A 20,443-nucleotide genomic window follows, 5' to 3' on the forward strand; every position below is an offset into this window, starting at 1 on the left:
CTGAGCATAAGCGATTCACACAGTTTTGCTAAGCAAAATTGGTTCTCTGCTTATTTTACTTCTTCAAAATCTACATCTTCTACATCATCTGTAGAGTCTGCTGCTTGACCTTTTGCTCCAGCGCCTGCATCTGTTGGTCCACCATTAGGTGCTCCACCTTGAGCTTCTTGCTGTGCTTTATACATTTCTTCACTTGCTACTTTCCAAGCTTCGTTAATTTTTTCTAACGCTGGCTCGATTACAGCTATATCTTTAGTTTCGTAAGCAGCTTTTAATTCTGTTAAAGCTTCTTCTATTGGTGCTTTTTTATCTGCAGATAATTTATCACCAAACTCTTCTAATTGTTTTTCCGTTTGGAAAATCATAGAATCTGCTTCATTTAATTTTTTAGCATTTTCTGCTGCTTTTGCATCTGCTTCTGCATTGGCTTCAGCATCTGCTTTCATTTTCTGTATTTCTTCTTCAGTTAAACCAGAAGATGCCTCGATACGAATATCTTGAGATTTATTTGTTGCTTTATCTGTAGCAGATACTTTAATAATTCCGTTAGCATCAATATCAAACGTTACTTCAATTTGTGGTACACCTCTTTGTGCTGGTGGAATACCATCTAAGTGAAAACGTCCAATTGTTTTATTATCTCCAGCCATTGCACGTTCACCTTGTAATACGTGAATTTCTACAGATGGTTGATTATCTGCTGCTGTAGAGAATACTTGTGACTTTTTAGTAGGAATTGTAGTATTTGCCTCAATAAGTTTTGTCATTACATTACCCATTGTCTCAATACCTAATGATAAAGGTGTTACATCTAAAAGTAATACATCTTTAACATCTCCAGTTAAAACTCCACCTTGAATTGCTGCTCCTAAAGAAACAACTTCGTCTGGGTTTACACCTTTACTTGGCGCTTTTCCAAAGAATTTTTCTACTGCTTGTTGTACTGCTGGAATACGTGTAGATCCACCAACTAATATAATTTCGTCGATATCAGATTTTGATAATCCTGCAGATTTTAATGCTGTTTGGCAAGGCTCGATCGTTCTTTTTACTAAATCATCGATTAATTGCTCAAATTTAGAACGTGTTAATGTACGTACTAAGTGTTTTGGTCCGCTTGCAGTAGCAGTAATATATGGTAAATTAATTTCTGTTTGCTCAGAAGATGATAATTCAATCTTAGCTTTTTCTGCTGCTTCTTTTAAACGTTGTAAAGACATTGGATCATTACGTAAATCCATAGACTCTTCAGCGTTAAACTCATCTGCTAACCAGTTAATGATTTTTTCATCAACATCATCACCACCTAAGTGAGTATCACCATCTGTAGATAATACTTCAAAAACACCATCACCTAACTCTAATATAGAAACATCATGTGTTCCTCCACCAAAATCAAATACTACTATTTTTTGGTCTGTTCCTTTTTTGTCCATACCATAAGCTAAAGCTGCTGCTGTTGGCTCGTTGATAATACGACGTACTTTTAAACCTGCAATTTCACCAGCTTCTTTTGTAGCTTGACGTTGTGCATCGTTAAAATATGCTGGTACAGTAATAACTGCTTCTCCTACTGAAGTTCCTAAGTAATCTTCAGCTGTTTTTTTCATTTTTTGTAATACCATTGCAGATAACTCTTGTGGCGTATATAAACGGCCATCAACATCAACACGTGGTGTATCGTTATCTCCTTTTACAACTTTATATGGTACACGTTCTGCTTCATTTTTAGACTCAGAGTATTTGTTACCCATAAAACGTTTAATAGAATAAACTGTTTTTGTAGGGTTTGTTACTGCTTGTCTTTTAGCTGGATCTCCAACTTTAATTTCTCCACCTTCAACAAAGGCGATTACTGATGGTGTTGTTCTTTTACCTTCAGCATTTGGGATAACTACTGGCTCGTTACCTTCCATTACAGAAACGCAAGAGTTGGTAGTTCCTAAATCGATTCCAATAATCTTACTCATAGTTTTATGTTTTGTTTTTATGTTTTTTCGCTTTAATGCTGAATGTTTTCAATTTAAAAGCGAAACTTAATTTTATTAATTATTTACGGTAGCATTAAGTCAATGATTATGCCATTGAAAAAAATATGACAGGTTGTCAGAAATTAAAAAAATTGTGAAGTATTTTAAAATACGATAGAAAGCAAAAACCTATATTTGCGGGATTATAAAAAGGAACATAAATTATGGAATGTATTTCGGTTTTTGATATGCTTAAAATTGGTGTTGGACCATCGAGTTCTCACACTTTAGGACCGTGGCGTGCTGCAGAAAGATGGTTGCACGAATTAAAACAAGATGATGTTTTTAAGGATATTACACGAATTCAGGTAGATTTATATGGCTCTCTATCATTAACCGGTAAAGGTCATGCCACAGACTTAGCAGTAATGTTAGGTTTAAGCGGAAGCGATCCAGAATATATACCTACAGATACTATAGATATTATTATTGCCTCTATAGAAAATACAGAAAAACTGGTTTTAGGAAATGAAAAGATAATAGATTTCGATAAAAACTCTGAAATTATTTTTAACCGTGTGTTTCTTCCGTTTCACTCTAATGCCATTACATTTACTGCTTTTAGCTTAAATACCGAAATTCATCAATCTACGTTTTATTCTATTGGTGGCGGTTTTGTTATAAAAGAAGAACGTACTGTTGATGCCGAAAATAAAGAATTAATAAAAGAATTTCCTTTTCCAAGTCACACCGCAACACAGCTTTTAAACTTTTGTAACACCGAAAACAAATCTATTTCTGAAATTGTTTTAGAAAATGAACGCTCTCTTAGAGATGATGAAACTATAGATCATGAGCTACAACGCATCTGGCAAACTATGTTAGACTGTATGTTTATTGGTTGCCATACTGAAGGTACTTTACCTGGCGGATTAAATGTACGCCGTCGTGCTTTTGATATGCATAAAAAATTAAATATTGAAGTGCCTTATGTTACCTCTAAAGATTGGTTACAATCTATTAGACAAAGTGAAGTTAAATTTCGTCAAATTTTAAAATGGGTTAGCTGCTTTGCTTTATCTGTAAACGAAGTTAATGCTTCTCTTGGTCGTGTAGTTACTGCGCCTACAAATGGTAGTGCTGGAGTAATTCCAGCTGTATTAATGTACTATATGGTTATTGAAAACCATAATGCCGATTTTAAACATATTAAACAATTTTTATTAGTTGCTGGAGAAATAGGAAGTATCTTTAAAAAAGGAGCCACAATATCTGCCGCCATGGGTGGCTGCCAAGCAGAGATTGGTGTGTCTAGCGCCATGGCAGCTGGAGCTTTAACAGAAGTACTTGGTGGTACTCCAGAACAAGTAATGATTGCTGCAGAAATTGCAATGGAACACCACTTAGGTTTAACTTGTGACCCTATTGGTGGTTTAGTTCAAATACCATGTATAGAAAGAAACTCTATGGGCGCAATTAAAGCTATTAATGCTGCAGAACTTGCTTTAGAAACTGACCCTAAGAATGTAAAAGTGCCTTTAGACAAAGTGGTTGATACTATGTGGGAAACTGCTAAAGACATGAATAACAAATACAAAGAAACTAGTGAAGGTGGCTTGGCTATACGTGTGAATATGGCAGATTGTTAATACTAACAGTAAATTTTAGAAATTACGGTATATTATTAATTTTATTTTTTGATATTTATTTTTTAGTTACTACATCCCTTTTGTCGGCGAGTATCTACTATATAAAATATTTTCCAACCATCACTTGTTTTTATTAATTGAAATGAGTTTACACCGCAATGGCTAAGTTGGCCATTAAACCAAAACTCATAATCTGTCCAAACATTTGCCATATTACCATCAATTTTTATGGTATAATTTAAAATTTTCTCATTAAACTCCTGAAATTCTGGTATTGACATTATTGACTTTAAAAAATTAGAGTATTTTGTTGTAGACAACTGTACGACTCCATTATTATCTTTATTTATAGTTTGCAACTGTAACTGTTTATAAATTACAGATTTTAATATTGTAGTGTCTTGCTTATGAAAACCTTCAAAAAAACGTTCTATTACTTGTTTTACTTCTAAATTTGAATTGGACTCTGTTTTAGATTGAGCCTTGCTACTGGTTATTAAAAAAAAAGCTAAAACTACAGGTAGATATTTCATAATTATTAAATATATAAATGCAATGTACTGTTTTTCAGAATTAAATAAAAATAGCGCTATATATCGTAAATTTAGTATTTTTACAGTCTATCTTAATTTAAATTAAATGTCTGTAGCAAAAAAAGAATACAAAAGAGTTACCGTTAAATCTTTAATCGATATGAAAAAACGTGGAGAGAAAATTTCCATGTTAACAGCATACGATTATACCATGGCCAAAATTGTTGATGGCGCTGGTATTGATGTTATATTAGTAGGAGATTCTGCCAGTAATGTTATGGCAGGACACGAAACCACTTTACCTATAACATTAGATCAAATGATTTACCATGCATCTTCTGTTATTCGTGCTATAGAACGTGCACTTGTTGTTGTAGATTTACCTTTTGGTAGCTACCAAAGTGACCCTAAAGAAGCTTTACGTTCTGCCATTAGAATCATGAAAGAGTCTGGTGGACATGCCGTAAAAATGGAAGGTGGAAAAGAAGTAAAAGAGTCTATAAAACGTATTCTTCATGCTGGAATTCCTGTAATGGGACATTTAGGTTTAACGCCACAATCTATTTATAAATTTGGAACCTATACCGTTAGAGCAAAAGAAGAGCAAGAAGCTCAACGCCTTAAAGAAGATGCTTTAATGCTTGAGAAAGCAGGATGTTTTGCTATTGTTTTAGAAAAAATTCCTGCAAAATTAGCACAAGAAGTTGCCCAAAGTGTTTCTATACCAGTAATTGGTATTGGTGCTGGAGCTGGTGTAGATGGCCAAGTATTAGTAACACATGATATGGTAGGAATGACGCATGAATTTAATCCGCGTTTTTTACGTCGTTACATGAATTTATATGAAGAAATGACCAATGCATTTACACAATATGGTGAAGATGTAAAATCTGGTGATTTCCCTAATGATAGTGAGCAATATTAAGCAGTTAGCAAATTATTATTCTTGTATTTGTGACTAAATTTTTAGAAAAAGTACTATCAAATAAAAATAATCTTCAAGTTATTTACGAAGACAACCACATAATTGTGGTTAATAAACGTGCGGGCGATATTGTACAAGGTGATAAAACTGGAGATAAGCCTTTAAGCGACGTTGTTAAAGAATATCTTGCAGAAAAATATAATAAGCCAGGAAATGTCTATTTAGGAACTGTACATAGGCTAGATAGACCAACAACAGGATTAGTAATATTCTCTAAAACCAGTAAGGCTTTACCACGCTTAAACAAATTGTTTGTATCAAAAGATATCTCAAAAACCTATTGGGCTTTAGTAAAAAATAAACCAAAAAAGGAAAAGGATACTTTAATACATTGGCTTAAAAAAAATCCTAAAAACAATAAGTCTAGAGCACATATAAAAGAAGTTCCAGACAGTAAAAAAGCAATTTTACACTATAAAACCATTAAGGTTTTAGATAACTATATTTTACTTGAAGTTAACTTAGAAACTGGACGCCATCACCAAATACGTGTGCAACTTTCAAGTATTGGCTCACCAATTAAAGGTGATTTAAAATATGGTTTTGACCGCAGTAATAAAGATGCTAGTATAAGTTTACATGCTAGAAACATAAAGTTTATACATCCTGTTTCTAAAATTGATTTAGATATTACCGCGCCATTACCTAACGATGCAATTTGGAATGCTTGTATAGATTAGCACTACATAATTTACACCTTATAAAATATTTACTAACTTAGGAGTACTAATTATTTTTTATGATTCCTGAATTACTCCAATCTCAAAAAAGCTATTTTAAAACCGAAGAAACTAAAAATGTAGCCTTTAGAAAAAAATCTTTAAAACAATTAAAGGCTGAACTTGTAAACCAAGACAGTAAAATTATTGAAGCTTTAGCCAAAGACTTTAATAAACCTGCTTTTGAGACAGTTTTAACAGAAACATCTGTAGTACTATCAGAGTTGGACCATATGATTAAAAATCTAGAAAAATGGTCTAAACCAAAATGGGTACTTCCTAGTTTAATTAATTTCCCTTCTACAGATATTTTATACTCAGAGCCTTATGGACAAACTTTAATTATAGCACCATGGAATTATCCTTACCAATTAGCAATGGCGCCATTAATTGCCGCTATAGCAGCTGGAAATACTGCTATTTTAAAACCCAGCGAATTGACTCCGCATACTTCTGCTCTATTAAAACAAATAATATCTAACGTATTTAAACCAGAACATGTTACCGTTGTAGAAGGTGGCGTTGATGTTTCTACAACATTATTAAAACAACGTTGGGATTATATTTTTTTTACAGGAAGCGTTAACGTAGGAAAAATTGTAGCCAAAGCTGCTGCCGAGAATCTTACACCGGTTACTTTAGAATTAGGCGGGAAAAATCCATGTATAATAGATCAAACAGCAAATATTAAACTCACCGCAAAACGTATTGTTTGGGGTAAATTTTTAAATGCAGGACAAACTTGTATTGCTCCAGATTATATATTAATTCACGACAGTGTAAAAGCATCGTTTTATAAAGCAATTAAAATTGAAATTGAAAATGCATATTCAAAAAACCCAGAAAACTCTAAAGATTTTTGTCGTATTGTAAATACTAAAAACTTTAAGCGTTTAACTAAAATGTTAGAAAATGAAAACTGCATTATTGGTGGTGAAGTAAATGAAAAATCGCTTTACATTTCTCCAACAGTAATAGATGAGCCAAATCGTGATAGTGAAGTTATGAAAGATGAAATATTTGGTCCTATTTTACCCGTAATTTCTTTTAAAGATAAAACCAAAATTGAAACTATAATTACTAGCTATAATAAACCATTATCGCTGTATATATTTACTACAAAAACAAACGATGCTAAAAAATTAATAGAAAAATTCTCATTTGGTGGTGGTTGTATTAACGACACCGTTGTACATTTTGCAAACCACAGGTTACCTTTTGGAGGTGTTGGTAATAGTGGTATTGGTGCTTATCATGGTAAACTATCTTTTGATACTTTTTCACATAAAAAACCAGTTGTAAAAAAAGCTAATTGGTTAGATATATCGCTACGCTACGCACCGTATAACGGAAAATTAAAAAAAATAAAAAGGTTTTTAAAGTGGTTATAATTAATCTACGTGCTCGTAAGGGTATTCAAGACTTAACATTGTGCCTTCTCCAACTTTAGAGGTTAAATTATAAGTTGTATTTATTAACTCTGCACGACTTTTCATGTTTAGTAATCCTGAACCTTTTTTAATAGTTGACATATCGAAACCAATGCCATCATCACTAGCAGTAATTATTAGCTTTTCTGGTTTATAATTTAAAATTACGCTAAGGTTTTTAGCTTCAGAATATTTTACTGTATTAGAAAAGAATTCTTGTAAAATTCTAAATACAATAATTTCATGTTTTTTATTTGCAAACGGAACAACATCTCCTTTAACTTGTAATTCTGCCGAAGCGAATTTCATTTTTTTAAGCCTATTTAATTCGTTAGTAATAGACTGTTCAAATCCTATATTTAATATCACCTCATTATTTAAAGATCGTGATAACATACGTACTTCTTTTAAACTTTCTTTTACCGTACTTGCTGCCTCAGAGAAGTTATCCTTTACCTCTTCACTAATTTGTGTTTTTAAAATATTCATTTGCATACTTGCAGCTGCCAATAATTGACCTACATTATCATGTAATTCCCAACCAATATTTTTTAAAGTTTGCTCTTGAATTTCGGTTTGTGCATTAGACAACTCTTCTTCAAAAGCTTGTTGTTGTTTGATTTTATCAATTAATAATTTGTTTTTTCGTTTTTGAAAAACAATAAAAAATAGAATAACTAAAGTGGTTACAATAATTAAAACGCCTATCATATAAATTAATAAATAGCGTTCTGCAGCTGTAGAAACTTTAGGTTGTTGAAATAAAATTAATAAAAGGTTATTCATTTATTTATCTTTGGTTTAGAGATAATTAGACCGATAGCAAAACAAGAATACATAAAGATATTGGCAAAAACAAAAATGCGTCGTTTTAAATTTGCAAAATCCCAATCTGCTTCGGTATTATAAATATTGAAAAATAGAATTGGAGTTATAATTAACCACCAAATTAATAATGCACTTAAAGCATAAAAGCTAAAAGTGCTAAATGCGTTTAGTAACTTATTTGAGTTTACAAACTCTAAAAAATATATACTACAAGCGATTAATATTGAAAAAGCTCCTAAAAATTGATATAATGGATGATGTTCTTTTAAAAACACATTAGGATAAAGCAAAAAATGACTAAGCATTATTACTAAAAACATAACGTTTAAAACTCTAACTATCCATTTGTTTGTATTGTTTTCTAATACTTTTTGAATATAATAAAGCACAAATATTACACTTCCAAATAACCAAGCTAAGTTATACCACGCAGTAGAATAAAAGTTTAAACTAATTAAATATTTAGTGATAGGAAATGATTTAAAATAAAAAAATGAAATACCCACAAGCTCTACAAACATTACATAAGCTATATAAAAAATAAAAACTCTAGTAGATGTGTATTTAAATTTTTTAAAATAAAAAACGGCAACAATTAGGGCAAAAAACTCAAATACATAAGTTATGTAATTGAAATACTTAGTTAAAAAATCTACCACTAATTCTTAGTTTATTTATGTTATTAATTTATTGGGTTTAGATACAATTAATCCAACGGTAAAAGTACTATACATAAATACATTTGCAAAAAACATTATCTGCCATTTTAAAATAATAAAATTCCAATCTGAGGTATTAAAGTAGCTTTCAAAAAAAGTTAATGGTGTTATTAAAATTATAAAAATTAAAAAACCACAGCTTATATAAAACGTTAAGTTGTAATAGAATTTTAAAATTTTTTCTGTGTTTAAAGTTTGAAAAAAATAATTAATAATTAATAAAAGTATTGTAATAAAACTTAATACATCTAAAATTTCAATATTATTATTTTTTAGAGTTTGGCTCTTAAAAACAATTAAAAGTATTGAAATTAATAGAAATACATAACCCAATCTGGAAATATTTTTTTTAGCGTTTTTATTCTTTTCTATTTTATAATAATAAAAACATAAAAACAATGCTGAACCTGAAACCCAAAATATTTGATACCACCAATAATTTTTTTGAAATATTGTACCAGCAACTAATTCTTTTATAAAACGTAAACTTTCATACTTATTTATATATATAGTATAAGACCCAATATTTTCAACAAATAAAATATAAATTAAAAAGTATATAAAATACCGTTCATGATGACCTTTAAACTTTTTAAAACAAATAATTCCTGTAACAGCAGCAAGAATTTCAAGTGCTTTTATTATTATGGAATAATATGCTATAAAAAATTCTTTCAATATTTTAATTTCTCGTTTGGTTTTATCGCTTTTTCTGGTTTAGAAACAATTAATCCAATGGTGAATATGGTATACATAAATAGAATTGCAAATAAGAATATTTGCCATTTTAAAATAATAAAGTTCCAATCTGCATCATAGAAATAAACTTCATAAAATGTCATAGGTGTTACTATTAACCAAAATAATAAAATACCAATGCTTATATATAAGTTTATAAGCTTGTAGAAGTATAATATTTGGTTAGATCTTAAAAGTTCAAAAAAATAGCTAAATACTAAAAACAATACCACTGCCAAACTAAGCAAGTCTATAATTTTAATAAATCCGTAGTTAAGGGCATTCCATTTAAATATTAATAGTAAAAAAGAAGTAAGTAAAAAGAAAAAAGCGATTATTTTAATACTTTTTTTTATAACAATATTTTTTGATGTTTTATAAAAATAGAAGGAAAAGAAAAGTGGACTGCCAATAATCCAAAAAATTTGGTACCACCAATAATTCTTTATAAAAACAGTATCTTTTATGGAGTTTGATAATGAATCAAGATAGTCGTAATTACCAATTAACTTTGTATAGTTTCCAAAATTTTCAACAAATACTGCATATATCAAAAAATAAATAAAGTAAATCACAGCTGTTCCTTTATATTTTTTTAAACAAAAAATACCAGTAACAGCTGCAATAATTTCTATTCCTTTTGTAATATTTGTAAAATTATTTTGAATAAATGATTCCATCCAAATTCTACTGAGGATAATTTGCTCCTGGAGGAGTACCTCCTTGTCCCATATTTAAAGGATCTGCATCAGGTATATCATTATTTCCTCCTAGTTGTGAACCTCCTTTATCTCCTATTCCTGAAGCTGTAGGCACTAAAAACATTGTAGTATACCCAACATCCTCACCTTGAGTAGGGTAAGCACCTAAGTAAACACGAATACCATTCATATCAAAACCTAAATCACTACTTTGGTTTTGTGCATATACTATATAATTTTGAATATCTTCTAAGGACCACCAGGCCGAACGGTTATCTGCTTTATTAACAATATCTTTACTAATAAGTGCATGTCTAGAGTTATAAGCTTTGTCTAAAACTCTTGCTTCGCTAGGTGTTATAACACCTGTAGGCTTTGTAACTTCTACAGCACCTTCATCTGTGTTTTTATTGCATATAAAATACATAATAAGTGCGCCAATAATTAAGCCTAATAAAAGGGTAATAAAATTTTTCATTGTGATTTGATTAATTTGTTGGTTATTAAAATTATTATAAATTACTTTTTCAAAATCATAAAAGCCTAAAATGTTAAGCTCTTTTTGTAAAGTGTAATTTTAGTTAATAGCGTTTTAAATGTAGTGAAAAAAATCCATTAAAAAATTTAATTTTCTGGTTTTGAAACAATTAAACCAATAGAAAAGACAGAATACATAAATATATTTGCAAATATGTATATACTTCTTTTTAGTTGTTTAAAATAGATATCTTCTGTTATATAATATTTATCGAAAAATACTACTGGCGTCACAATTAACCACCAAAGAAAAATAGTGATACTCACATAAAAGTATAATGATTTTGAAAACATTAGCACTTTTTCACTTTGTAAGATTTCTATAAAATATAATGTTGTACACAATAATATAAATATTGCTTCAATTATATAAATTTGAGAATATGTACCTATAAATAGGTTTTCAAAATCATTTAAAACAACTACAATAAAAGCAATAATGTAAGTTATACTTAAATATTTAACATACCTTTTATGTTCTTTTTTAATTAAGATTTTATGGTAAAAAACAGCAAAAAGTAATACAGCTATAAAATCGAAAAATAAGGTATACCACCAATAATTAGCTTCAAACTTAGTACCTGCTATAAAACTTAAAAAAGAAAAAGAATTACAGTAATATGTATACATAGCAAGCACATCTATAAAAAATAGATACACTAAAATGCTTATAAAAAATGTAGCTGATGTATTTTTATATTTTTTTATATGAAACACACCTATTACGGCTGCAATAAATTGTAAACCGTGAGTAATTATGTGATTGTTTTTAAATAAAAACTCTAACATCACTTACTATTGAGGATAAGATCGACCTCCGCCAACTCCACCTCTATCCATACCACTTGCTTCTGCTATATCTGCGTTTTCTCCATCTTTTTCTTCAGTTGGAACCATGAAAATAGTAGTTAAACCTTTTGGGTCTGTTTCTGTTGTTTCGACTCCTAAATAGAATCTAATTCCGTTTACATTTGGATTTTCATTTTTAATTAATTCAATATACTGTTCCATGTCTTCTAAAGAATACCAAGACGATCTATTATCATCTTGTCCTGCAGAGCTTTTATTAGCACTTGCTCTTAGTCTTGTCCAGTTATCGTTTAATTCTTTTGCTTGTTTTGGAGTAATAATCCCACTTGGATTAGGCATAATATTTAGTTTTGGTTAATAGCGTTATAATTTTTAAAAATAATAATTTTAATTTAATAGTTGGTTAACCTAACCAACCTTCTCTATCCATACTTCTATATTGTATAGCTTCACTTATATGGTTTCCGTTTATATTTTGTGCACCTTCTAAATCTGCAATTGTTCTAGAGACTTTTAATATTCTATCATATGCTCTAGCAGATAAATTTAAACGCTCCATAGCTGTTTTTAATAATTGCTTAGAATTATTATCTAATTCACAATATTTATTTATTTGTTTTGTGTTCATTTGGGCATTGTAATGAACTGTTGTAAAATCTGCAAACCGCTTAGATTGTACTTCTCTTGCTTTAGTAACTCGTTTTCTAATAGTTATTGAAGACTCTCCTTTTCTGCTATCACTTAATTTATCGAAAGGCACGGGAGTGACTTCAATATGTATATCTATTCTATCTAGTAATGGTCCAGAAATTTTACTTAAATAGCGCTGCATTTCTGCTGGGCTGGAAGTTATTGGTGAATCTGGATCGTTAAAATAGCCACTAGGACTTGGATTCATACTAGCAACAAGCATAAAAGATGATGGATATGTTACTGTAAATTTTGCTCTAGAAATAGTCACCTCTCTATCTTCTAAAGGTTGTCGCATGACTTCTAAAACTTCACGTTTAAATTCTGGTAATTCATCTAAAAATAAAACACCATTATGACATAATGAAATTTCTCCTGGTTGCGGATAACTACCGCCGCCAACTAAAGCAACATTTGAAATGGTATGATGTGGACTTCTAAATGGGCGTTGAGCCATTATGCCTGAGTCTGCTTTTACACGACCAACTACAGAATGTATTTTGGTAGTTTCAAGAGCTTCATCTAAAGTCATTGGAGGTAAAATACTTGGCAGCCGTTTTGCTAACATTGTTTTTCCTGCTCCAGGTGGACCTATTAAAATTATATTATGTCCTCCAGCAGCTGCGATTTCCATACAACGTTTTATAGACTCTTGACCTTTTACATCACTAAAATCAAATTCAGGGTAATTTAAGTTTTTTTCAAACTCTTCTTTCGTGTTTATTATAGTTTGTTGAATAGGTTCATTTTTATCAAAAAAATTAATGAGTTGTTTTATATTATCAACACCATAAACCTCTAATCCCTCAACAATAGCTGCTTCTTTAGCATTTTGAGAAGGTAAAATAAAACCTTTATAACCTTCTGCTAAAGCTTTAACTGCAATAGGTAATGCGCCTCGAATTGGTTGCAAACTACCATCGAGAGATAATTCTCCCATAATTAAATAGCGTTCTAAATCTGGTGCTTGTATTTGTTTTGAAGCTGCTAAAATGCCTATTGCTAATGTTAAATCATAAGCGCTACCTTCTTTTCGTAAATCGGCAGGCGCCATATTAATGGTTATTTTTTTTCCAGGAATTTTATAACCATTATTTTGCAATGCTGCAGCAATACGATAATTACTTTCTTTTATAGCATTATCTGGTAGTCCAACTAAATGATAACCAATACCTGAGTCAACATTGACTTCAACGGTTATAGTTGTAGCTTCCACGCCAAAAACGGCGCTTCCAAATACTTTTTTTAGCATGGACTGATTAGTTTAGAAACTAAATGTAGGAAAAATTATATTAAAAAAAAATCTTTATAAATAGGAACAGCTTTAAACTTTATAAAAATAAAATAATTACAAACTAAATTTTAGTTTGCTTCTACGGTCACAAAATTAAAATCACTACCATTAAATAAGCCTTTATCACTTAATTTAAGTGCTGGTATTACTAATAAAGCCATAAATGATAACGACATATATGGTGCGTTTAGCTTGCTTCCCATTTGTTTTGCCATAGCATCAAGCGTTGCGTATTGTTCACCTATAGTTTCTCCATTTTTATCACTCATTATTCCTGCAACAGGTAATGCTACTGTTTTTGTTTCAGAATTGTTTACCGCCGAAATTCCTCCTTTTGCTTCAATTATGGCATTTACAGCTTTACAAATAGCGTCATCACTTACACCAACAGCAATAATATTATGCGAATCGTGACCAACAGAACTGGCGATTGCGCCTTTTTTTAATCCGAAATTTTTTATAAAAGCAACAGCAGGTTTTGCATTATTATAACGATTTACAACCGTAATTTTTAAAACATCGGTTTCTGTATTAGAAATTAAATTACCATTATCTATCAAGCTATTTGTTATAACTTGATTGGTGACTAACTCGCCATCTAAGCATTCTATAACTCTTATTTTTTTTGCTGAAGATTCGTATCTAAATTCTGAAATTTCTTTTTTGTCACAATTAAAATTATTGAGATTTTTAAATGCAACATCTTTAATATTTACTTTCCCAAAGTCGTAAACTAACGCCCCATTTATATAGGTTTGAAGTGTTTTAAATTGCTTTAAATCTTCAACAACTATAAAATCTGCAGCATCATTTTCTTGTAACAAACCAACATCTAAATTATAATGTTTTACAGGATTTATACATGCGGCTTGCAATACTTTAAACAAGTCTATTTCTTTTGCAATGGCGCGCACACAAAGTTTATTTATATGATTTAATAATAAATCATCTGGATGTTTATCATCACTACAAAACATTATGTTTTCAAAATGTTCTGGTAACAAGTCTATTAAAGCTTCAAAATTTTTAGCGGCACTACCTTCACGAATAATAACTTTCATCCCTTTTTGTAGTTTTTCTAACGCTTCGTCGTAAGTAAAACATTCGTGATCTGTAGAAATTCCTGCGGCAATATATTTTGAAATATCGTCACCTCGTAAGCCTGGTGCATGCCCATCTACTGGTTTGTTATAATGTTTTGCCCAAGCTATTTTTTTTAGTACTTCTTCATCATTAAAAAGTACACCGGGATAGTTCATCATTTCGGCAAGGTATTTTATATCTGGATTTGCCATTAATGTTTTAATATCGTCACTATCTATAACTGCTCCAGCCGATTCAAAGTTTGTAGCAGGCACACAAGATGGTGCTCCAAAATTAAATTTAAACGGTGTTTGCTTTCCATTTTCAATCATGAATTCAACACCTTTAACACCAAGTACATTTGCTATTTCGTGAGGATCACTAACTGTAGAAACAGTTCCATGGCGTACTGCCAATTTAGCAAACTCGCTTGGCACTAACATAGAGCTTTCTATATGAATGTGAGCATCTACAAATCCTGGTAAAATATAATGATTAACGTCATGGTCTTTTTCTTCTATTGATGCTATTTTACCAGCTTTAATAGTTATTTCTCCTTTGTAAATACGTTTATTTTGGATGTCTACTATTTGACCTTGAATTTTCATAATTTATTAGTGTTTTAAGCCGTTATAACGCAGTAAAAAAAAAGAATCTTATTACATATTTAAGATTCTTTTTATTTAATTATATAAATAAGATTTTTATATACTTAATAATTTATTTCTTCTTAAAATTCTCTAAACCTTTTTTAAGCCATTCTAAATATTCTTCATCATTTGGAGTATAAGCGGTAGTATGGTTTAGCATTTCCATATCGTGATTTAGTAATACATAAAACGGTTGTGAGTTATTTTGAAATGTTACTGTTTGTAAAGTTGCCCATTTATCGCCAATAGTTTTTATACTTTTTAAACTACCATTAGATTTTAAAAATTTAAATTGTTCATTTTCTGGCAATTCCTTTCTATCATCTACATACAGTGAAATAATAATATATTCATCGTTTAAAATATTATAAATATCGTCTTCACTCCACACTTGTTCTTCCATTTTACGGCAGTTTACACAAGCATAACCTGTAAAATCTAGCATTATAGGTTTATTGGATGCTTTTGCCGCTGCTACGCCTTCGTTTAAATCTTTATAACAATTTAAACCTAAAGGACATTCAGATTCTTTTTCATAAATACTATACCATAATGGCGGCGGAAAACCACTTAACATCTTTAAGTTAGCATATTTAGTATTTGTTAAACCTGGAATTAAATATACTGTAAATGCAAAAACTAAAAATATAAAAGACCAACGCCATTTTGTAGGCTTTTTATATGGACCATCGTGTGGAAATTTTATTTTTCCAAATAGATATAATAGTAAGCCAATACCAACAATTATCCAAAGTCCAATAAAGACTTCTCTTTTTAATAATCCCCAATGTTTTACAAGATCTGCATTTGATAAAAACTTTAAGGCTAAAGCTATTTCTATAAAACCTAAAACGACTTTTACTGTTGTTAACCAACCTCCAGATTTTGGTAAAGAATTTAACCATTTTGGAAACATAGCAAATAAAGTAAATGGTAAAGCTAATGCTAGACCAAAACCACTCATTCCCATGGTTAATTGTGTTGCGCCACCATCGCTAGTTAAAGAGCTTCCTAATAAAGTTCCTAAAATTGGACCTGTGCATGAAAACGATACTATAGCTAAGGTTAGCGCCATAAAAAATACTCCTATTAATCCACCTACACTATTTGCTTTACTATCTAAAGCAGCACTCCACGAATGCGGTAATGTTAACTCATAATAACCAAAAAATGAGAATGCAAATGCTATAAATATGACGAAAAATATAATATTTAGAGTCACATTTGTAGATATATTATTTAAAATTTCTGGGTCTAAAGAGTCTAAAACATGAAATGGTAAGCTTAATAAAAAGTAAATTAAAAAGATGAAAAAACCATACATTACAGAATTTGCAATTCCTTTTTGAGAGTTTCCTGCACTTTTAGTAAAAAACGAAACTGTTAAAGGAATCATAGGAAAAACACATGGTGTTAACAAGGCTATTAATCCTCCTAAAAACCCTAAAAAGAAAATGGTAAGGTTACTTTTTTCTTCTACATCTTCTGCTTTTTCAAACTTTTCTTTTCCTTTTATATCTAATGCAAGTGCTTTAGATTGTTCAATATCATAATCGCTAAGTTGTGTTGCTCCAGAAGATTTTAATAAATCTCCAGAAAGCGATGTTTGAAACTCAAAGGTTTCTGGTGCAAGGCATTTTTCGTTATCACAAACTTGAAAAAACACTTCTGCTTTTATAACTTTTACTTCTGGATTTAAAAGTTTTATTTTTTGTTTGAATGTTGCTTCTTTTTCAAAATACTTAACATCCATATTAAAAACGTCTTCAAAAACTTTTTTAGATTTTGATTCTGAAGTTTCTCCTATTACTTCATAGTCTTTAGACTCAGTATCGAATGTAAATTCTGTAGCAATTGGTCCATCGTCTGCATTATTTTCTTGTGAATAGAAATGCCAATCGCCATCTATTACTGCTTTATATTCTATCTCATATTCTGTATCTGAAAGTTTATTGGCTTTCGAGGTCCATTTTACAGGCTCTAAAATATTAGATTGATTACCTACAACATTGTTTGGTGTTGGTAATTGAAAGGTTAAAATTTCACTTTCAAAAATACATTGTTTATCGTCACAGGCTTGAAAGCTAACCTCTGCTTCTATGGCAATAATATTTTTATTTACCAACTCTATACGTTGCGTGAATGTTGCAGAATCATCAAAAAACGTAAGATCCATATCAAAAACCTTATCGTGTTTTGTTATACTTCTACTCTCTTTTGTTTTACCTATTATTTTATAATCTTCACCTTCATTATTATATGTAAACGCTGTTGGTAAAGCGCCACCTTCTGGTAACGTTTGTGAGTATAAATGCCATTTCGATTCTATATCTGCATTAAATATTAAGTTATACTCTGTATCAGATATTTTTTCTACACTTGTGCTCCATTTTACAGGATTAAGTTGTGCTGTTACACTATTTATTGAAAATAAAACTAAGATAAAAGCTATAAATTGCTTCATTGTTGATATGTGATTTTTAATATGTTATCTGTTTGATTTGTTGCTTTAAACAACGCACTACTTCTATAATTTATAACCCAAACTATGGTATTGTTTGAGGTTAAAACGAGGCATTTTTCTTTAGCTCGTAACGACAGTTTTTCGTCTTTAAAAAACTTACTTAGTTTCTTTTTTCCTGTCATTCCCAACGGGTAAAAATAGTCTCCTTTTTCCCATTGTCTTACTTTTAAAGGAAAGTTTAACAGTTTTTGGTCTAAATAAATAGTAGATTTTGTATTTTTCTCTAGTTTTTCAACGCGTTCTATAGATAATAAACCGTTAGCAATTTCAATACTTTTAGATGGTTTTTCTATTGTAATTTCTTTAAATGCAGTAACAGTTGTGTTTTCTGTTAAAACTAATGTTTCTCTATTTTTTAACAGTGTATGGGTGTTAGACATTATTTGTTTTCCGCTTTGCGCGTGCAATAAATTTTCAAGTACGTTCCAATCTGTAAAACCATAGATTTTAAAAACCTCAAATAAATAAGCTTTTGGTTGTTTTAGATTTTTAAATTCTTGTATTTTATAAATTACGGCTTCACTATCGCGTTGTATAATTGCACGTTTTAAAACTGCACTTACACTTTCTTGAACAATAGCTTTGGTATCTTTTAAATTATCTAGTGTAGTTTCTACATTTTTAAGTAACGTAGGATTTATTTCTTTTAAAATAGGAATGACATCGTGTCGTAATTTGTTTCTTAAATATTTTGTTGAAGCATTACTACTATCTTCTCGCCATGTTATATTTTTAGATTTTGCATAGTACTCTAAACTTTCTCTTGAAAACTTAAGTAATGGTCTCACGATATTTTCGTTACGCTCTGGAATACCTGTTAAACCTTCAATTCCTGTACCACGTGTAAAATTTATTAGTACAGTTTCTAGATTATCATCTGCATGATGTGCTGTTAATATATAGTCGAATTGTAATTGCCTTGCTAAATCAAAAAACCAATTATAACGTAATGTTCTGGCTGCCATTTGTATTGAGCTTTTTTCTGCTTTAGCATAAGCTTCTGTATTAAAATGTTGTATAAAAACTTCTATATCTAATGTTTTTGCTAATTCTAAAACAAAAGCTTCATCGGTATCACTTTCATTTCCGCGTAAATTAAAATTACAATGTGCTAGCGCAATATTTAAATTTAACTTTGAACACAAATGAGTTAAAACAACACTATCTAAACCTCCAGAAACCGCAATAAGAATTTTAGCCTTTTTTAAATAAGGCATATTATTCTCTATATTATTTTTAAAGGCATTAAACATGTGTTACTGCTTATTAATTATTGTTTTCTAAAACTGTTCGCATGGCTTTTGCCTTTAATAAACACTCTTCGTATTCGCTAGTTGGTTCACTTTTTGCAGTAATTGCTCCACCAACAGAATAAGAAACATACTGCTGTGTTTCGTTATATAAAATACTACGAATTATAACATTAAAATCGAAGTCGTTTTCTGGAGTAATGTAACCTACAGAACCAGAATACAAACCACGTTTAGCGTCTTCTAGAGTTTCAATAATTTTCATTGCTGAAATTTTTGGAGCTCCAGTCATGCTTCCCATTGGAAATGTAGTTTTTAAAACTTCTATAGGATCTATAGTGTTTTCTACTTGAGAAACTACTGTAGATATCATTTGATGTACTTGTTTAAAGCTATAAACTTTACAAAGCTCCTCGACTTCAACGCTACCTTTTGTGGCTGTTTGTGATAAATCGTTTCTAACTAAATCTACAATCATAATATTTTCACTACGTTCCTTTTGGTCTGTAATTAAATTATGTTTTAATGTATTATCCAATATAGCATCGCTTTCGCGTTTTGCTGTACCTTTTATAGGTTGCGAAATGATTTTAGTACCTGCTTTTTTTATGTATCGCTCTGGCGAAGCAGAGAGTAAATATTTATCATTTGTTTTAAAAAAAGCTGCAAATGGCGGTTGTGAAATTTCGTTAAGTTTATAATAAGTTTCTATTGGGTTTATGGTTGTATTTTCGGCATAAAATTCTTGACAAAAATTAGCTTCGTAAATATCACCTCTATTTATATGCCATTGCATTTTTGCTACTTTTTCAAAGTAATCATCTTTACTTGTACGCAGCTTAATTTTTATGTTTGTATTTGCTTGAGTATTAATAGTAGATTTATAATTCTCTATGGTTTCTAAATCTATTTCTAACTCATCATCAACAGCATTTAAATATTTTATAGTAACCGTATTACCTTGTACTAAAAAGATTTTTTTAGGCTGAAAAAAATACAGGTCTGCAAAAGCTAAACCATCGGTATTATTAGATTTTAAGTTTTCGGTATCGTTTTTTAAATCGTAAGTTAAATAACCAAAAATCCAATCGTTAGTATTGTTTTGGTATTCTTTAAGTTTACCAAAAGCATCATGATAATCTGTTTGTATTGCTGTAAATGCATCAACCGCTAAAACGGCATCATAATTTGAATATTTTTGTGAGTAATTGTTGGAATCAAGCCAAACAACATCATCAAAATGTTGTGCCCAAGAAAGTAGTTTTCTCTTAAATTCCTCAATATTAACTATTTGTTTTGTTTTACTTGTTCTCAATTAAAGTGCTTATATTAA

The 20,443-nt window shown here is 30.2% G+C and carries 18 protein-coding genes; 4 read left to right on the forward strand and 14 right to left on the reverse strand.

From position 1 onward, the window contains the following. Window positions 1-50: 50 nt before the first annotated feature. The gene (gene dnaK / locus BM549_RS01520; RefSeq protein ID WP_290468639.1) at window positions 51-1,970 is read right to left on the reverse strand and encodes a molecular chaperone DnaK; all 1,920 of its coding nucleotides are present in this window, start codon (window positions 1,968-1,970) and stop codon (window positions 51-53) included. Window positions 1,971-2,194: 224 nt separating this feature from the next. On the opposite strand from dnaK, the gene BM549_RS01525 reads away from it, so the two are divergent. Continuing rightward, complete coding sequence (locus tag BM549_RS01525; RefSeq protein WP_290468640.1) at window positions 2,195-3,619, forward strand: L-serine ammonia-lyase; 1,425 nt, start codon at window positions 2,195-2,197, stop codon at window positions 3,617-3,619. Window positions 3,620-3,681: 62 nt separating this feature from the next. On the opposite strand, the gene BM549_RS01530 is transcribed toward BM549_RS01525, so the two are convergent. Next, on the reverse strand, window positions 3,682-4,152 hold the full coding sequence (locus BM549_RS01530; RefSeq protein ID WP_290468641.1) for a nuclear transport factor 2 family protein: 471 nt from the start codon (window positions 4,150-4,152) through the stop codon (window positions 3,682-3,684). A gap of 106 nt (window positions 4,153-4,258) precedes the next feature. Between BM549_RS01530 and panB the strand changes: the two genes are divergently transcribed. Genes panB through BM549_RS01545 form a run of 3 tightly spaced genes read left to right on the forward strand, consistent with a single transcriptional unit; the run spans window position 4,259 to window position 7,247 of the window. Next, window positions 4,259-5,077, forward strand: coding sequence for a 3-methyl-2-oxobutanoate hydroxymethyltransferase (gene panB / locus BM549_RS01535; protein ID WP_290468642.1), 819 nt, complete (start codon window positions 4,259-4,261; stop codon window positions 5,075-5,077). A gap of 29 nt (window positions 5,078-5,106) precedes the next feature. Continuing rightward, on the forward strand, window positions 5,107-5,817 hold the full coding sequence (locus BM549_RS01540) for an RluA family pseudouridine synthase (protein WP_290468643.1): 711 nt from the start codon (window positions 5,107-5,109) through the stop codon (window positions 5,815-5,817). A 59-nt stretch (window positions 5,818-5,876) separates the two neighbouring features. Further along, window positions 5,877-7,247: an aldehyde dehydrogenase gene (locus tag BM549_RS01545; RefSeq protein WP_290468644.1), complete on the forward strand. Its 1,371-nt coding sequence runs from the start codon at window positions 5,877-5,879 to the stop codon at window positions 7,245-7,247. On the opposite strand, the gene BM549_RS01550 is transcribed toward BM549_RS01545, so the two are convergent. The 12 genes from BM549_RS01550 to BM549_RS01605 all read right to left on the reverse strand — a co-directional run bounded on the left by BM549_RS01550 (window position 7,248) and on the right by BM549_RS01605 (window position 20,425). Then, window positions 7,248-8,072 carry a histidine kinase gene (locus BM549_RS01550; protein ID WP_290468645.1) on the reverse strand — a complete coding sequence of 275 codons (825 nt, stop codon included), beginning with the start codon at window positions 8,070-8,072 and terminating at the stop codon, window positions 7,248-7,250. Then, the gene (locus BM549_RS01555; protein ID WP_290468646.1) at window positions 8,069-8,635 is read right to left on the reverse strand and encodes a hypothetical protein; all 567 of its coding nucleotides are present in this window, start codon (window positions 8,633-8,635) and stop codon (window positions 8,069-8,071) included. The genes BM549_RS01550 and BM549_RS01555 overlap by 4 nt, the downstream gene beginning before the upstream one ends. Before the next feature lie 153 nt (window positions 8,636-8,788). Continuing rightward, window positions 8,789-9,511, reverse strand: a complete 723-nt coding sequence (locus BM549_RS01560; RefSeq protein ID WP_290468647.1) for a hypothetical protein — start codon at window positions 9,509-9,511, stop codon at window positions 8,789-8,791. Beyond that, on the reverse strand, window positions 9,508-10,251 hold the full coding sequence (locus BM549_RS01565; RefSeq protein ID WP_290468648.1) for a hypothetical protein: 744 nt from the start codon (window positions 10,249-10,251) through the stop codon (window positions 9,508-9,510). Before BM549_RS01565 ends, BM549_RS01560 begins: the two co-directional genes overlap by 4 nt. Window positions 10,252-10,258: 7 nt before the next feature. After that, window positions 10,259-10,750: a hypothetical protein gene (locus tag BM549_RS01570; RefSeq protein ID WP_290468649.1), complete on the reverse strand. Its 492-nt coding sequence runs from the start codon at window positions 10,748-10,750 to the stop codon at window positions 10,259-10,261. Between the two features lie 146 nt (window positions 10,751-10,896). Continuing rightward, window positions 10,897-11,598: a hypothetical protein gene (locus BM549_RS01575; protein WP_290468650.1), complete on the reverse strand. Its 702-nt coding sequence runs from the start codon at window positions 11,596-11,598 to the stop codon at window positions 10,897-10,899. 6 nt (window positions 11,599-11,604) lie between these two features. Next, entirely contained in the window at window positions 11,605-11,958 is a 354-nt protein-coding gene (locus tag BM549_RS01580; protein WP_290468651.1) for a hypothetical protein, read from the reverse strand. A gap of 64 nt (window positions 11,959-12,022) precedes the next feature. Then, a complete protein-coding gene (locus BM549_RS01585) occupies window positions 12,023-13,561 on the reverse strand; it encodes a YifB family Mg chelatase-like AAA ATPase (protein WP_290468652.1) in 1,539 nt (512 codons plus the stop codon). 110 nt (window positions 13,562-13,671) lie between these two features. Continuing rightward, window positions 13,672-15,294 carry an adenine deaminase gene (gene ade / locus BM549_RS01590; protein ID WP_290468653.1) on the reverse strand — a complete coding sequence of 541 codons (1,623 nt, stop codon included), beginning with the start codon at window positions 15,292-15,294 and terminating at the stop codon, window positions 13,672-13,674. Between the two features lie 112 nt (window positions 15,295-15,406). Next, a complete protein-coding gene (locus BM549_RS01595) occupies window positions 15,407-17,800 on the reverse strand; it encodes a protein-disulfide reductase DsbD domain-containing protein (protein WP_290468654.1) in 2,394 nt (797 codons plus the stop codon). Further along, on the reverse strand, window positions 17,797-19,113 hold the full coding sequence (gene tilS, locus BM549_RS01600) for a tRNA lysidine(34) synthetase TilS (RefSeq protein WP_290468655.1): 1,317 nt from the start codon (window positions 19,111-19,113) through the stop codon (window positions 17,797-17,799). The genes BM549_RS01595 and tilS overlap by 4 nt, the downstream gene beginning before the upstream one ends. A gap of 13 nt (window positions 19,114-19,126) precedes the next feature. After that, window positions 19,127-20,425, reverse strand: coding sequence for an anthranilate synthase component I family protein (locus tag BM549_RS01605; protein WP_290468656.1), 1,299 nt, complete (start codon window positions 20,423-20,425; stop codon window positions 19,127-19,129). Window positions 20,426-20,443 lie beyond the last annotated feature (18 nt).

It is taken from the genome of Lacinutrix sp. MedPE-SW, assembly GCF_001874145.1.
Taxonomy (GTDB): Bacteria; Bacteroidota; Bacteroidia; order Flavobacteriales; family Flavobacteriaceae; genus Lacinutrix.